The organism is Halanaerobium kushneri, assembly GCF_900156285.1.
Taxonomy (GTDB): Bacteria; Bacillota; Halanaerobiia; order Halanaerobiales; family Halanaerobiaceae; genus Halanaerobium; species Halanaerobium kushneri.
Genome location: NZ_FTNC01000002.1, coordinates 108,576 through 123,459, shown reverse-complemented (window position 1 = coordinate 123,459; position 14,884 = coordinate 108,576). Strand labels below are relative to the sequence as shown.

Here is a 14,884-nt window from a genome sequence, read left to right as displayed (position 1 = left end):
TGTTAATAACCACAATAACATTAGGGGGTACAGAATATGTGTCAAAGTAATTGTAACATAAAAAGAAGCAAAGGTGAACACTTAAGTTATAAAGACCGTGTAAAAATAGAACATTTATATAATCAACAAGATAAAAACTTTTCAGAAATAGGTAGAGAATTAAATTGTGATAGGACAACAGTAAGCCGAGAAATTAAGAAAGGGACTGTTGAATTAAGGGATTATGAATGGAAAAAAGTAGAGGTGTATTCACCTGAAAGGTTATGTCAACAAATCTATGAAAAAGTGATGTTGAAGAAAGAATTTAGTTTTTAGAGTAAATTTTAATGGTTGGGATGACCGCATTGCCCTTGACAAACACCATCTAAATGCTAGCTGGAGGTTGCCGAGGGTGAAGGAGATGGATATAAAGGCAGGTTAAACTAGCCAACCCTCGAACCACTGATTTTAGCATTTATCTGGTTCGGTTTGTAAAGGGTTCGCTTTGCCAATGCTTTTAAATAGCTTTTAGCTGCCTCAGGCTCTGCTAGATAGATATAAAGGTTAAGCAGAATGCTGCTGTTGATGAAGTATGTATTCCTGAGATAGCTCAATTAGTTTGCCCCATCTGGCAGGCATATTAGGCAGATTAATGAGCTGAGGCACAGTCACAGGTATCTTTTTCTCTAAAGCTGAGTGAGGCCTTAGAAAGTTAAAATAAGCAGCAAATAAATTGACATAAGCCACTGAGCCTTGAGAGGATTTAAAACCACATGTTGACCTGTAGCTCTTTTTAAAAGTTCTATTGAGTCTTTCAATAATCTGCTTTAAAGGGCGATATTCTGTTGAAACAGGGTCATCATTAGTCAGGCCAATGACTTGTGTGACATCAAAATCAATACCCTGTTGATAGTAATAATGTCTTGCTAAAAGATAGATGGGATTACCATCAACTACAAAATTAAGATTATCAGGTATAGGATCCATCTTAGTAAGAACGTCATTAATAGCTTTAATGGCTGAGGGAGTATCTCTTTTAGGTGAAACATGATAAGAGAGAATAATTTTCTTAACAGCATCAAAGAAAAAGAAAATATACTGCCATTTGCCATAAACTTTAATATATGTTTCGTCACCGCAAAAAGAATCAGAAAGATCATAAGGATAATTATCCAGATAGGGTTTAACAAGATACCCAACTGAATCAGCATAGTTAAGTACAGTCTGATGAGAGATATCAACATTGTGAATATCCTTCATGATAGCAGCTACATTACGAGAAGAAAGACCGTAATTGACATAGTAAGTAAGAATTAACCCTAGAGTATGTGGAGACGAATGAATGCCTGAAATATCAACCTTAGGCAGGTAGGTAGACTCCTTACTCAGTGGCTGAAAGTCAAAATCAAATTCTCGATAAATGTATCTAACTTTAAATTTGTGAGGATGTTTCTTAAAATGTTTTTTCTCTTCTTTACTCATAGTTCTTAAGTTTTTAAGGTAGAAAGAGCAGTCGTCATTTCTACACTTGTAGATATAGAAATCCTTACGCTCTTTAATCCTGTCAAGGGTACGTGAACAGTGAGGGCACTTAAAGATTACTGTTTTAGAAAAACGATTTTTATCATTAAAATTAGTGTTACAGACTTTGCAGAGGTACTGTCCGCGGCCTCCAGTATTATCATAGAGATAAACATGTGGAGCACCGCATCTGGGGCAGGTCACAGACTCAGGAACCTTGTTTTTAGAGTTTTTATGGCGTCTAATAGGCTTAAGTGGTTTATCATTTTCTTTTTGATAATCAGCTATTAATTTCTGATAATCAAATTTTTCTAAGACTTCAATAACAGGTAGATCATCATCCTTAAGATGGTGGTACTCTTTACTGATAGGAATATCATCTTTGGGCATAAAGTCTTTACTTAAAAACAAAGTCATCAGATAACAAATTATATAATACTGAATTTGAATATAGACAAGTAAAGTAGTAATAATTGTTTTCAAAGTTTGTCACCTTTCCCTTCTTTTTTGGTTTAAAATGGTGCTATTCAACCTAAATATACCTCAAAAAGAGGGGGGTGACAAGTATTTAAGCTCAAATCCCTGCTACAATAGGGTTTTGACTATATAAATTAAATGATTTTTTGACAATACGACCTGAAAAAGGACAGGAAATTTATGATCAAAACGCAACAGCTAAAGAACCTAACTTGAAAATTGGAAATAATTCTAAACTTGCTAAGTTTATTGAAAAAAGAATAAAAGAGCATAAATCACCAGCAGCAGTAGCTCAAAACATAAGAGAATCAGATAAGTTTGATATAGAATTGCACTGTAATACAATCTATAATTATATAGATAAAGAGATTCTAGATTTAGATAGAGAAGATCTTCCCCATGGTAACTATAAAACTGGAAAAGAAAGACCTGAAGAAAGTGCTAGTACTACTAGACGTAAGGAAGGTCGGACAATTAGGGACAGACCTGAAGAAGCTGATACTAGAGAAGAATTTGGACACTGGGAGATGGATTTAGTAGAGGGGTTAAAAGAAAAAGGAGAGCCTTTCTTACTGGTTCTAACAGAAAGACAGACCAGACAGGAAATTATAGAAAAAATACCAAACAAAAAAGCAGAATCAGTGGTAAAAGGACTGGATCGAATAGAAAGACGATTTGGGGTAGTTAATTTCAGGGAGACTTTCAAAACAATAACCACAGACAATGGAGCAGAATTTGCAGATTATGAAGGGATTGAAAAGTCTTTCACAGGCAGCAGTATTCCTAGGATCAGCCAGTATTACTGTGATGCATACTGCAGCTGGCAGAGGGGCTCAAATGATCAAATGAGGTAGCCAATAGGTTTATCCGAAGATTCTTACCTAAAGGCACAAGTTTTAAAGGAATCAAAAGAACCCTGGTAAAAGAGATACAAAAATTCATTAATACATATCCTAGGAAAATGTTGACTATGGAAACTCAGATGAATTATTTAGAAAAAAATTAAGCTTTAGTATTTAAAAAGACTGAAGGTACAGGTGATTCAAGGAAATCAAAAAAACCGTGTATTAAATGTTGCAATTCACCAATCACTGCCATTCTTTAGTTAGTGTAAAATAAAAGTGGGATTTAAGAATTGATTTATGTAAATAGGCAGGAATTTTAGCATAAATAAAGAAGGAGCCTCACAAGGACAATTCTAAAAGAAAGGAGTGAGGCCCCTTGGAACTTAATTTAAGAATATTACAAAATGAGACTAACTTCAAGGATGTAGAGAAGAAAATTTTTAGAATCGTCTGTAAACAGGCTCAAAAAGCACTAAAAAAGCTTTTAGAAGACATTGATCAGGCTATCATGGAGAGCAGAAATAAAGATAAATTTAAACTTAAAGATATCAAAAAAAGAACTATTGACACTCTTTTTGGTGAAGTGACTATCGAAAGAAGATACTACAAAGATTCCAATGATAAGTTTAGATTTCTTCTGGATGAGTATCTAAATATTCCTGCCAATGAAAGACAGTCACCTGCTTTAAAAGAAATAGCACTGGACCTGGTCCAGGAGCTTCCATATAGAAAAGCTGCAGATAAAATAGATAATATTTTAGAAACTTCAGCCAGTCATACAGCAATTTTTAACTGGGTTCAAAAAGAGGGTGAGAAGCTCAGTAAAGAAGCTGAAACAAAGCAGCTTGATTTCTTTAGAGATGGGTTAATCCCAGATGATAAAGATGGAGATAGAAAAGAAATAGAACATCTTTTTGTAGAAGCAGATGGTATTCATATTCCACTTCAAAATGATGATAAACAAAAAGGTGAACTCAAGCTTGGGATGAGCTATCAGGGATGGGAAAAAAGACATCCTATGAGTGATGAATATAATTTGACTGGCAAAAAATATTATGGCGGAGTATTTAGCAGTGATGAATTCTGGAAAGAAACTGCAGCAGAGATGTATGAAGACTACTCTTTCAGTGATGGCAGCATTTCCGTTTTATGTGGAGATGGAGCTGAATGGATAACTACAGGTAATGAATACATACCTCAGATAGAGGTAAGATTCCTGGACGAATATCATCTTAACAAAAAGTTTTTTAGAAAGCTTGGCAGATCAAAGTTTGTTCCTAAATTACTGGAGAATATAGAAGAAAATGATATAGATAAATTAAGAGAAAATCTGAAGAAAGCAAAACAATACAGGCAGAAGAAGAAAGATAAAAAGAAGGTAGATCAACTAAAAAAATATCTCTTGAAAAACTGGGAATTTATCCGTGATAAAAAGCAGAAGCAAAAGAAAAAGGATTTAGGTCTGCCTGAGGAAATAAGAGGTCTTGGGGCAATGGAATCAAACATAGATAAAGTTTTAGCTAATAGATTCAAAAAAAGAGGAATGAGATGGTCTAGAAAAGGTGCAAGAAATTTAGCAAAGATAATAATAGCAGATAGAAATGACAGCTTAGAAAGGCATTTAAACAAGATTAACTGGGAGTTTAAAACGAATGATTTAAGAAAAGCATATAATAATGTGCAAAAGAAATATTCCAGGTCAGAATCTGAAGTATTAAAAGCTACAATGCCTGCTCTTAGAGGTCCAAAATCAGGTCAGGACTGGGTTAAGGGATTAAAGAATATATCAGATTCAATGACAAACAACCCGATAATTTAAGCTGTTTAAATAGTTTCTGATATTTACAAGGTGTAGTATGTCTAAAAATAGTTAAATCTAAAGCTAAAAAAACGAGATTATATAAACTGAAATTTAAGCTAAAAAATGATAATTAATAAAGAGAATATAAGATTATGTCTTTGTGAGGAAAAAGTCTCCCACAAAAGCTTGACACAAACCATTCTTTAAAATTGTTTGACAATTAAAAATTATTATTCTATAATATTATTGAGTTAAACAAATAAAGAATTTTAAGCTTGATCAGAATTAATTCAGCTGTCAATAAAAATTTCAGGGAAAAATCAATTAATTCTTAAAATTGTTTGACAATTGAAAAATGTTGTATTATAATAAATTTAGAAAATAAATATTTTTTGAGATCCTTTGCAAACGTTTAATATTTGCTTTTGAAAAGCAAATATTATTTTTTAAGAATTTTGTAAACGTTTGATATGCGAAAATAGTTAATATAATATTGATTCACAATTTTATAAAAACTTAACTTATTTTTGCAAACATTTAATATTATCCATTTCAAAAGAACTAATTAATATTTTTCAATGTTTTTGTAAACGTTTGATATTTGAAAATTAAAAATTTTGTGGGAATAACACTATCACTTTATAACTACCACTTGGTTAAATCCGGAGTCTTTTTATTCAAAAAGCTGCTCCTGGATTATTAATCGGCTGGTAGTTTTTTTTATTAATTAAAACTAGAAAGGGGTGATAATAAATAACGCTTCACAGTTTGGGTTATAATTTTAAGGGTTAAGTTGATTATTTGCTTATTAGGGATGAAAGTTTTCAAAAATAATATTTTAGTAAAACAATAGGAGGATAAAAATGAAAAAATTATTTTACTTATTCATAGCTATGACATTGATCTTAGGTCTAACAGTTACAGTATCTGCTCAAACTGAAGCTGACGAAGAATACAGAATTTCTGTAGTTCTGAAAGCGACAAACAGTGATTACTGGAAGTCAGTTCAGGCCGGTGCAGAGCAGGCAGGAGAAGATATGGGTGTTGATGTTTCAGTAGTTGGTCCCAGTAATGAAACTCAGGTTATGCAGCAGATCAACTTATTAGAAGATCAGATTTCTAGAATGGTTGATGGTCTGGTTGTTGCTCCTTTAAGACCTTCTGCAGCACTGAATGTTTTAAAGAAATCAGTTGATCGCGGGATTCCAGTAGTAACCATAGATACTGATGCTGATTTTGAAGGTAAGACTTCTTTTGCAGGGACAGGTAACTTTTTAGCAGCTCAGCAGGCAGGAAATTATATGGAAGAAAAGCTAAACGGCAAAGGAAAAATAGCAATTGTAAGAGGAGCAGCTGGAGATTATATTCATGATCAAAGAGTAGAAGGATTTCTGGATGCAGTAAAAGATTCAGATATTGAAATAGTAACTACTCAACCTGCTGATAGTCAAAGAGGTCAGGCTGTTAGTGTAATGCAGAATATCCTGCAAACATATCCAGATATCGATGGTGTTTATGGTACAAATGATGAGATGGCATTGGGTGCTTTAAGAGCACTTAAGAGTGCAAATGTTGATAAAGATGTTGCTGTAATGGGCTTTGATGGCTCACCAGATGCAATTAAGTCAATCAGAAATGGTGAATTAACAGCTACAATTCAGCAGGACTCCTATAATATTGGTTATACTGGTGTAGAATTGATGGTAAAAACTCTAAATGGTGAAGAAGTAGAAAAAACTGTTCCAGTACCAACCAATATAATTGATGCAGATAATGTAGATGCAGCTATTAAGGATTTAACTAAGGCTTTCAGTAGAGATCGTCTTGAAACTATCTTTGGTGAAGAGTTAATTGAAGAACTCTTGGATTAACTAGTAATTAAATTATTGCGGCCCCTTAAACGGGGCCGTATTTAGGAGGAGAGCTTATGGGCGAAACATTTTTAAAAATCGAAAATATCACAAAAACTTTTCCTGGAGTTAAAGCTTTGGATAATGTTAATTTAGAAGTTAAAAAAGGTGAAATTCATGTTCTTATCGGAGAAAATGGAGCTGGAAAATCAACTTTAATTAAAATTTTAACAGGTCTTCATCAGCCAGACAGCGGTAAAATCACAATTGATGGAAAAGAGATTAAAGAAAACAATTTAAGAACAGCCTTAGATAATGGAATTATACCAATTTATCAGGAATTAAATTTAATTCAGCAGTTAGATGTAACTGAAAATATTTTTATGGGAAGAGAAATTAAAAAGAATAAAAAATTAGGAATAATAGACCGCAAATATATGGAAGAAAGAACAAGCGATATTTTAAAAAGATTGAATCAGGATATTAGTCCTACTGCTAAAATACAGGATTTAGGTGTAGGGAAACAGCAGATGGTCGAAATAGCAAAAGCTCTTTCTGTAGATGTTAATTTATTGATTTTAGATGAGCCAACATCTTCTCTGGGTGAAGATGAGGTAAATGAACTTTTGAAAACTATGGAGAAATTGAAAGAACAAGGTGTAACAATGATTTTCATATCTCACAAGTTAAGTGAGGCCAAAAGAATTGGCGATAGAGTTACTGTTCTAAGAGATGGACAGTATGTATCTACTAATAATATAGCAGATGTTACAGAAGAAGACATAGTAAGGGATATGGTCGGAAGAGATATTGATGAGCAGTATCCTAAAATAGATATAGATAGAGGCGAAGAAGTTTTAAGAGTTGAAAATTTAAAACGCGGCAAAATTGTTAATGATATTTCTTTTTCAGCTCATCGAGGTGAAGTGCTGGGAATTGCAGGTCTGGTTGGAGCTGGCAGAACAGAATTAGTTAGAACAATTATAGGTGCAGATAAAAAAGACAGTGGAGATATTTACATTAACGGCCGCAAAGTTGAAATTAATCATCCTAAAGATGCTCTAGAAGAAGGAATGGTCTTATTAACAGAAGACAGAAAAACTCAGGGCTTATTTTTAGATCAGACTGTTAAATTTAATATTGTTTCATCTAATTTAAACAAATATAAGAAAAATATTTTATTAGATTTAAAACAGCAGGCAGCAGACACTGAGAAATATGTAAGCAACTTAAAAATCAAAACTCCTGGAATTCACACTAAAGCAAAACAGTTAAGTGGAGGTAATCAGCAGAAGGTTGTAATTGGTAAATGGCTGAATACCAGTGCTGAGATATTTATTTTTGATGAGCCTACCCGAGGTATTGATGTTGGTGCAAAAGTAGAAATTTATAATATTATCAATGAGCTGATAGGTCAGGGTAAATCAGTAATTATGGTTTCATCAGAATTGCCAGAGATTTTAGGGGTTAGTGATAGAATTTTAGTGATCAGTGAAGGAAAACTAACTGCGGAAATGGATGTAAAAGAAGCCACTCAAGAAAAAATCATGAGTGCAGCTACTGTAAGTTAATAATTTTAAGGGGGAAAATTAAAAAATGGAAAAGGCAAATAATGACTTAATTAAATGGAAAAACATAATTTTTGAAAAGTTAGGAGCTTTATTTGGACTATTATTTTTAGTAATTGTTTTATCTTTTATTTCACCATATTTTTTAACAGTAAATAATATAACTAATGTACTGCAGCAGGCTTCCATTAATGCTTTAGTAGCATCAGGTATGCTCTTAGCAATTCTGACTGCTGGTATTGATCTTTCAGTTGGATCTGTGTTGGCGTTATCTATTTCAATTGGTGGTCTTTCAATTGTTAATTATGGAATCAATCCTGTTATTGGAATTTTAATTGTACTTGCAGTTGGTGCAGCAGCTGGTTTAACAAACGGACTTTTACTAACAAGATTAAACCTACCTCACCCATTTATTTCTACTTTAGGTATGATGAATGTGGCTAGAGGTCTGGCTTTGATTATAACTAATTCTTCTCCTGTTTCTGGCTTACCTGGTTGGGTTCAGTTTATTGGTTCAGGTTATATAGGGCAGATACCTTTTAGTTTTATTCTTGTAATCGCTGTTGTAGTATTTTTTCACTTCTTTTTAAATAAAACTACTCTTGGTAGACATATCTATGCTGTTGGTGGAAATCCGGAAGCAGCAAGATTATCAGGTATTGATACTAAAAAGGTTTTAACCTGGGTGTATACCATTTCTGGATTAATGGCAGCTATGGGTGGTATTGTTTTAATGGGTCGAGTAAATGCAGCCTATCCTAATGCCGGTTTAAGTTACGAATTAGATGCAATTGCAGCGGTTATCATTGGTGGAGCAAGTTTCCTTGGTGGAGTTGGTACTATCTGGGGTACTCTAATTGGTGCCATGATAATTGCAGTTATCAGAAATGGTCTTAATCTTTTAGGAGTTGCAGCTAGTCTGCAGACAGTTGTTTTGGGTACAGTTATTATAGTTGCTGTTTACATTGATGTTTTAAGAAGGAAAAAAGCATAAATTGATTTAGGAGGTATTTGAGTGAATAACATAAATTTTGATCAGAATAAAAAATATGATTTAATTGCACTCGGAAGAGCTGCAGTAGATTTAAATGCGAATGAACTCTACACAACTTTGGAAGAGACAGAAACTTTCACAAAATATGTAGGTGGCTCACCCGCCAATGTAGCAATAGGAATGGCTCGTTTAAATAAAGAGACAGGTTTTATTGGCCGTGTTGCAGATGATCAATTTGGGAATTATGTGCTGCAGTATTTTGAAAATGAAGGTATTGATATTTCAAATATGCCTGTTGACAGCTCTGGTGCCAAAACAGGACTGACTTTTACAGAAATTAAAAGCAAGACAGAAAGCAGTATTTTAATGTACCGCAATGAAGCAGTTGACTTAAAACTCTGCACAGATGACATAAACGAAGATTATATTAAGAATTCTAAAGCTTTATTAATTTCGGGTACTGCTTTATCAGCTGAGCCTTCCCGTCAGGCGGCTTTACTGGCAGTAGAATATGCTGTTAAAAATAATGTTAAAGTTATTTTTGATATTGATTACCGCCCTTATTCCTGGAAGAGTGAAGCAGAAACAGGTATTTATTATACCAAGGTGGCAGAAAAAAGTGATATAATTATCGGCTCACGCTCTGAGTTTAACTATATGGAAAAGATAATTAAGGAAGAAGATAGAACTGATAAAGAGGTTGCAGAACACTGGTTTAGCTTTAACAGTAAACTAGTTGTAATTAAACACGGTAAAGAAGGATCAACCGCCTATACTCTTGAAGGGGAAAGTTATGATGTTAAGATCTTCCCTGTAGAAATGATTAAGTCTTTTGGTGGTGGAGATGCTTATGCTTCTGCCTTCATCTATGGTTTATTAGAAGACTGGGATATTCTTGATGCCTTAGAATTTGGCAGTGCTTCTGCCTCAATGCTGGTCTCAGCTCACAGCTGTTCAGATGCGATGCCTACAGCAGATGAAATCAAAGAATTTATAGAAGAAAAGAAAAAAGAATACGGGGAAAGAGTAGTTAGAGACTAGATTATTTAGGAGGGGTTTTAAAATGTTAATAGAAAGAGAAAATGAATTTGAATTAGGTTATAATAAAATTACAGAATTAGACGGCAAATATAGCACAATGCTGATGGATGTTGGAGTTTTAAGTCTTGAAGCTGATCAAAATTTCAAACTAAAAAGTGATGAAAAAGAAATGGCCTTACTATTGATAAATGGAGAAATTATTTATAAATGGGAGGGTAAAGAAGAAAAAGCAGAAAGAGAATCCTGTTTTGATGAAGAGCCCTGGGTACTACATGTAAGTAAAGGGGTAGAGGTAGAAGTTGAAGCTCTTTCACAGTCAGAAGTACTGATTCAGAAGACCAGAAATGATAAAGATTTTGATTCTGTATTCTACAAACCAGAAGACTGCAGGGTTGATATGTTTGGTGATGGTTTAATGAATAATACAGCTACCAGAAAGGTAAGAACAGTTTTTGATTATGAAACTGCTCCTTATTCTAACATGGTTATGGGTGAATCAATTACTTATCCCGGAAAATGGTCAAGTTTCCCACCCCACAGCCATGCTCAGCCGGAAGTTTATTACTACAGATTTAATAAACCACAGGGCTTTGGTGCTGCCTTTTTAGATGATGATGTAGTTAGAGTTACTCATAATGATACTGTAACTATTCCCGGCGGCCTATCACATCCGCAGACATCTGCTCCAGGATATGCAATGTATATCTGCTGGATGATTAGACATTTAGAATCTAATCCCTGGACTGATAGAATAGATATTCCTGAGCATACCTGGCTCTATGATAAAGATGCTAAAATTTGGCCTGAAAAATAAACTTATAGACTTTGAATAATTAAATAAGCATAAGTCAATTCTTAATTGATATTTAATATAGGAGGAGTTAAATTGAGTACAATAAAATTAACAGTTGCTCAAGCACTGGTAAAATTTCTTGATAATCAGTATCTGGAAGTAGATGGTCAGGAAAAGAAATTTGTAGAGGGAGTATTTACAATCTTTGGACACGGTAATGTTGTGGGGCTCGGTCAGGCTCTAGAAGAAGATTCAGGAGATTTAATAGTTCGCCAGGGGCGAAATGAACAGGGAATGGCCCATGCAGCAACAGCCTTTGCCAAACAAAATAATAGACAAAAAATTTATGCCTGTACTTCTTCTATTGGACCTGGAGCGGCAAATATGGTAACAGCAGCAGGAACTGCAACAGCCAACAGAATTCCTTTATTATTACTGCCTGGAGATACCTTTGCCAGCAGACAGCCCGATCCAGTTTTGCAGCAGGTTGAGCATCCAGAAAATTATAATATCACAACAAATGATGCCTTTAAATCTGTAAGCAAATACTGGGATAGAATTAATAGACCGGAACAGCTGATGACAGCTGCGATTAATGCAATGAGAGTGCTGACAGATCCTGCCAAAACAGGTGCGGTCACCTTATCTTTACCACAGGATGTGCAGGCAGAAGCCTATGAATATCCAGAAGAGTTCTTTAAAAAGAGAGTACATCATCTGGAAAGAAGACCTGCCAACCAGAGAGTATTGGCTGAGGCTGCTCAGCTGATTAAAGAAAAGAAAAAGCCACTTTTAATCTGTGGTGGAGGAGTTAGATATTCAGAGGCAGCAGCAGAATTTAAAGAATTTGCCGAAGAATTTAAAATCCCATTTGGTGAAACTCAGGCTGGTAAAGGATCAATTGTCTGGGATCATGAACTTAATCTCGGTGGAATTGGTGTAACAGGAAATTCTGCAGCCAATAAAATTGCCAGAGATGCAGATCTTGTAATCGGGGTTGGAACCCGCTTTATGGACTTTACAACTGCTTCCAAACAGTTATTCCAGAACCCGGAGGTAGAATTTATAGGGATTAATGTCTGCGAATTTGATGCTTACAAAATGGATGCTCTGCCGGTAACTGCAGATGCTAAACTTGCCTTAGAATCTTTAACTGAGACCCTAAAAGAAGCTGATTACAGCAGCTCATATCAGAATGAAATTGAAGAAGTAAAAGCTGAGTGGCTGCAGGAATCAGAAAGATTATTTAATTTAGAATATAACGCTGATAATTTTACTCCAGAAGTAGCAGGACATATTGATGAAGTACTGACAGAATTTAATGCTGATACAGAAAGTGTATTAACTCAGACAGCAGTTTTAGGAGAATTAGATAAATTACTTGCTGATGATTCGATAGTTGTGGGATCATCGGGCAGTTTACCTGGAGATTTACAGCGGCTCTGGAGACCCAAAAAACCCGGGACTTATCATATGGAGTATGGATATTCCTGTATGGGCTATGAGATTTCAGGGTCATATGGAGTAAAACTTGCAGCTGGCGATAAAGAAGTATATTCAATGGTTGGAGATGGCAGTTATTTAATGCTTCATTCTGAATTAATAAGCAGTATTCAGGAAGGTCAAAAAATTAATGTTATTTTATTTGACAATATGGCTTTTGGCTGTATCAATAACCTGCAGATGTCTCAGGGAATGGGAAGTTTTGGTACAGAATTCAGATACAGAAACCAGGAAAGTGGAGAGCTGGACGGCTGTTTAATTCCGATTGATTTTGCTGCCAGCGCGGCTGCTTATGGTGTAAATACTTTTACTGTCAAAAATATTGAAGAATTAAGAGAGGCTGTTAAAGAAGCCCAAAAAAGTGAGGTCTCAACTTTAATAGATGTGAAAGTTTTACCAAAAACAATGACTCACGGTTATGACTCCTGGTGGAGAGTTGGAGTGCCTGAGGTAGCAAAGAAAGACAGTGTAAAAAAGGCACACCAGGAATTAGAAAACGAAATCAAAAAAGCCAGACAATATTAGAGGAGGAAAAGAAAATTATGGATAAAAACAAAGTGAAATTAGGGATAGCACCAATTGCATGGACTAATGATGATCTGCCTGAACTGGGAGCGGAAAATACTTTTGAGCAGTGTGTAAGCGAGATGGCTCTGGCAGGATTTACAGGCAGTGAAGTTGGAAATAAGTATCCAACTGATCCGGAAGAATTAAAATCTAAATTAGAGAGTAGAGGAATTCAGATCTGTAATGCCTGGTTCAGCACTTTTTTTGCAGAGGGCAAAAAAGAAAAAACCATTGAAAAGTTTATAGAACATAGAGATTTCTTAGCTGAAATGGGTGCTGAAGTAATTGGCTGTTCTGAGCAAAGCTACAGTATTCAGGGTTTAGATAAAGCTATTTTTGAAGAAAAACCTGAATTCAGTCAGGAAGAATGGGAAAAAATAGCGGAAGGCTATAATCAGCTGGCCGAATTAGCTGCAGAAAAGGGAATGAAGGTCTCACTTCACCACCACATGGGAACTGGAGTTCAGACTCCTGCAGAAGTTGATAAATTTATGGAAATGACAAATGATGATGTTTATTTATTATTTGATTCCGGCCACATTTATTATTCTGAAGGTACTCAGGCAGCTGTAGAAAATCTGCTGAAAAAATATGTTGATCAGATTGCACATGTACACCTAAAAGATGTGAGAGATGAGGTAGTAAAAGAAGTCAAAGAAAAAGGTTTAAGTTTCTTAGATGGAGTTAAGATGGGTGCTTTCACTATTCCAGGTGATGGAGCAATTAAATTTGAGCCTCTATTTGAAACCCTGGAAGAAGCTGGTTATGAGGGCTGGATGGTTGTAGAAGCTGAACAGGATCCAGCAAAGGCTAATCCGTTTGAATATGCTGTTCAGGCCAGAGAATTTATTAAAGAAAAAACTGGACTATAAAAAATAATTAGTAAATATAAATAATCAGGAGGGCTTTAAATGATAAAATTAGGAATTATAGGTTTTGGTCGGATTGGAAGAGTTCATGCAGAAAGCATAATGAATTATGTTAAAGATGCTGAGGTAAAGGCAGTAGCTGACCCATATATAAATGAAGAAGGAGAAAAGGCTGCTTTAGAACTTGGAATTAAAAATGTATATCAGGATCATAAAAAAATAATTGATGATCCAGAAATTGATGCAGTATTGGTCTGTTCATCTACTGATACTCACTCCCAGATGTCAATTGAAGCAGCTGAAGCAGGAAAAGATGTTTTCTGTGAAAAACCAATTGATAAAAATTTAGCTAAAATTGAAGAAGTTCTTGACGTTGTAGAAAAAGCTGGTGTCAAATTCCAAGTTGGTTTTAATAGAAGATTTGATCATAACTTCCAGGCTGTAAAAGAAAATGTAGAAAGCGGAAAAATCGGTGATGTACATCTGATCAATATTACATCACGTGATCCAGAAGCCCCTCCAATTGAATATGTTAAGGGCTCTGGCGGTATGTTTTTAGATATGACTATTCATGATTTTGATATGGTAAGATTCCTGTCTGGAAGTGAAGTTGAAGAAGTCTATGCAGCTGGTGAAGTCTTAGTTAATCCTGAGATAGGTGAAGCGGGAGACATTGATACAGCAGTAATAACTTTAAAACTGGCCAATGGCGCTATTGCAGTAATCAACAACAGCAGAGAGGCAGTATATGGTTATGATCAGCGAGCAGAAGTTTTTGGTTCAAAAGGAGCAGTAGAGGTAAGTAATGATAAGCCTTCCACAGCTGTACTGAGCACCAAAGATGGAGTTGAAGCAGAAAAACCTTTATATTTCTTCCTAGAGAGATATATGGAGTCTTTTGCTGAAGAAATGAAGCAGTTTGTTAATGCTGTAGTCAATGATACTGAGGTACCTGTTGACGGCCGTGATGGCATAAAACCAATTTTAATTGCAAAAGCTGCACAAAAATCATTAGAAGAAAACAGACCTGTTAAACTTTCCGAAATAAAGTAATAGCCTAAAAAAGCTTTGGGGGG

Annotated in this window: 11 protein-coding genes and 1 pseudogene; 11 read left to right on the top strand and 1 reads right to left on the bottom strand. The window is 34.9% G+C overall.

Annotated features, from left to right (window positions below):
- Window positions 1-36 precede the first annotated feature (36 nt).
- Entirely contained in the window at window positions 37-315 is a 279-nt protein-coding gene (locus BW929_RS02445; protein WP_076543787.1) for a helix-turn-helix domain-containing protein, read from the top strand.
- A 228-nt stretch (window positions 316-543) separates the two neighbouring features.
- Here BW929_RS02445 and BW929_RS02440 read toward each other — a convergent pair whose 3' ends face one another.
- On the bottom strand, window positions 544-1,983 hold the full coding sequence (locus BW929_RS02440) for a DDE-type integrase/transposase/recombinase (protein WP_076543786.1): 1,440 nt from the start codon (window positions 1,981-1,983) through the stop codon (window positions 544-546).
- A gap of 164 nt (window positions 1,984-2,147) precedes the next feature.
- Here BW929_RS02440 and BW929_RS02435 point away from each other — a divergent pair.
- The 10 genes and pseudogenes from BW929_RS02435 to iolG all read left to right on the top strand — a co-directional run.
- Window positions 2,148-2,997, top strand: a pseudogene (locus BW929_RS02435) (IS30 family transposase); the annotation flags it as partial.
- Between the two features lie 201 nt (window positions 2,998-3,198).
- The gene (locus BW929_RS02430) at window positions 3,199-4,641 is read left to right on the top strand and encodes an ISLre2 family transposase (protein ID WP_076543785.1); all 1,443 of its coding nucleotides are present in this window, start codon (window positions 3,199-3,201) and stop codon (window positions 4,639-4,641) included.
- A gap of 845 nt (window positions 4,642-5,486) precedes the next feature.
- On the top strand, window positions 5,487-6,494 hold the full coding sequence (locus BW929_RS02425; protein WP_076543784.1) for a sugar ABC transporter substrate-binding protein: 1,008 nt from the start codon (window positions 5,487-5,489) through the stop codon (window positions 6,492-6,494).
- A gap of 56 nt (window positions 6,495-6,550) precedes the next feature.
- The gene (locus BW929_RS02420) at window positions 6,551-8,044 is read left to right on the top strand and encodes a sugar ABC transporter ATP-binding protein (RefSeq protein ID WP_076543783.1); all 1,494 of its coding nucleotides are present in this window, start codon (window positions 6,551-6,553) and stop codon (window positions 8,042-8,044) included.
- Window positions 8,045-8,069: 25 nt separating this feature from the next.
- Window positions 8,070-9,035 (top strand): ABC transporter permease, encoded by a 966-nt coding sequence (locus tag BW929_RS02415; protein ID WP_076543782.1) that lies wholly within the window; start codon window positions 8,070-8,072, stop codon window positions 9,033-9,035.
- Window positions 9,036-9,056: 21 nt separating this feature from the next.
- Window positions 9,057-10,076, top strand: coding sequence for a 5-dehydro-2-deoxygluconokinase (iolC, locus tag BW929_RS02410; RefSeq protein WP_076543781.1), 1,020 nt, complete (start codon window positions 9,057-9,059; stop codon window positions 10,074-10,076).
- A gap of 22 nt (window positions 10,077-10,098) precedes the next feature.
- On the top strand, window positions 10,099-10,890 hold the full coding sequence (locus BW929_RS02405) for a 5-deoxy-glucuronate isomerase (protein WP_076543780.1): 792 nt from the start codon (window positions 10,099-10,101) through the stop codon (window positions 10,888-10,890).
- A gap of 72 nt (window positions 10,891-10,962) precedes the next feature.
- Window positions 10,963-12,897, top strand: a complete 1,935-nt coding sequence (iolD, locus tag BW929_RS02400; RefSeq protein WP_076543779.1) for a 3D-(3,5/4)-trihydroxycyclohexane-1,2-dione acylhydrolase (decyclizing) — start codon at window positions 10,963-10,965, stop codon at window positions 12,895-12,897.
- Between the two features lie 17 nt (window positions 12,898-12,914).
- Window positions 12,915-13,811 carry a myo-inosose-2 dehydratase gene (iolE, locus tag BW929_RS02395; protein WP_076543778.1) on the top strand — a complete coding sequence of 299 codons (897 nt, stop codon included), beginning with the start codon at window positions 12,915-12,917 and terminating at the stop codon, window positions 13,809-13,811.
- 39 nt (window positions 13,812-13,850) lie between these two features.
- Window positions 13,851-14,861, top strand: coding sequence for an inositol 2-dehydrogenase (gene iolG, locus BW929_RS02390; protein ID WP_076543777.1), 1,011 nt, complete (start codon window positions 13,851-13,853; stop codon window positions 14,859-14,861).
- Window positions 14,862-14,884 lie beyond the last annotated feature (23 nt).

What these genes read in the sequence shown, in the direction of transcription:
- BW929_RS02425 (WP_076543784.1), top strand. Translation starts at nt 5,487, where the DNA reads ATGAAAAAATTATTTTACTTATTCATAGCTATGACATTGATCTTAGGT.
- iolE (WP_076543778.1), top strand. Translation starts at nt 12,915, where the DNA reads ATGGATAAAAACAAAGTGAAATTAGGGATAGCACCAATTGCATGGACT.
- BW929_RS02420 (WP_076543783.1), top strand. Translation starts at nt 6,551, where the DNA reads ATGGGCGAAACATTTTTAAAAATCGAAAATATCACAAAAACTTTTCCT.
- iolG (WP_076543777.1), top strand. Translation starts at nt 13,851, where the DNA reads ATGATAAAATTAGGAATTATAGGTTTTGGTCGGATTGGAAGAGTTCAT.
- BW929_RS02445 (WP_076543787.1), top strand. Translation starts at nt 37, where the DNA reads ATGTGTCAAAGTAATTGTAACATAAAAAGAAGCAAAGGTGAACACTTA.
- BW929_RS02405 (WP_076543780.1), top strand. Translation starts at nt 10,099, where the DNA reads ATGTTAATAGAAAGAGAAAATGAATTTGAATTAGGTTATAATAAAATT.
- BW929_RS02415 (WP_076543782.1), top strand. Translation starts at nt 8,070, where the DNA reads ATGGAAAAGGCAAATAATGACTTAATTAAATGGAAAAACATAATTTTT.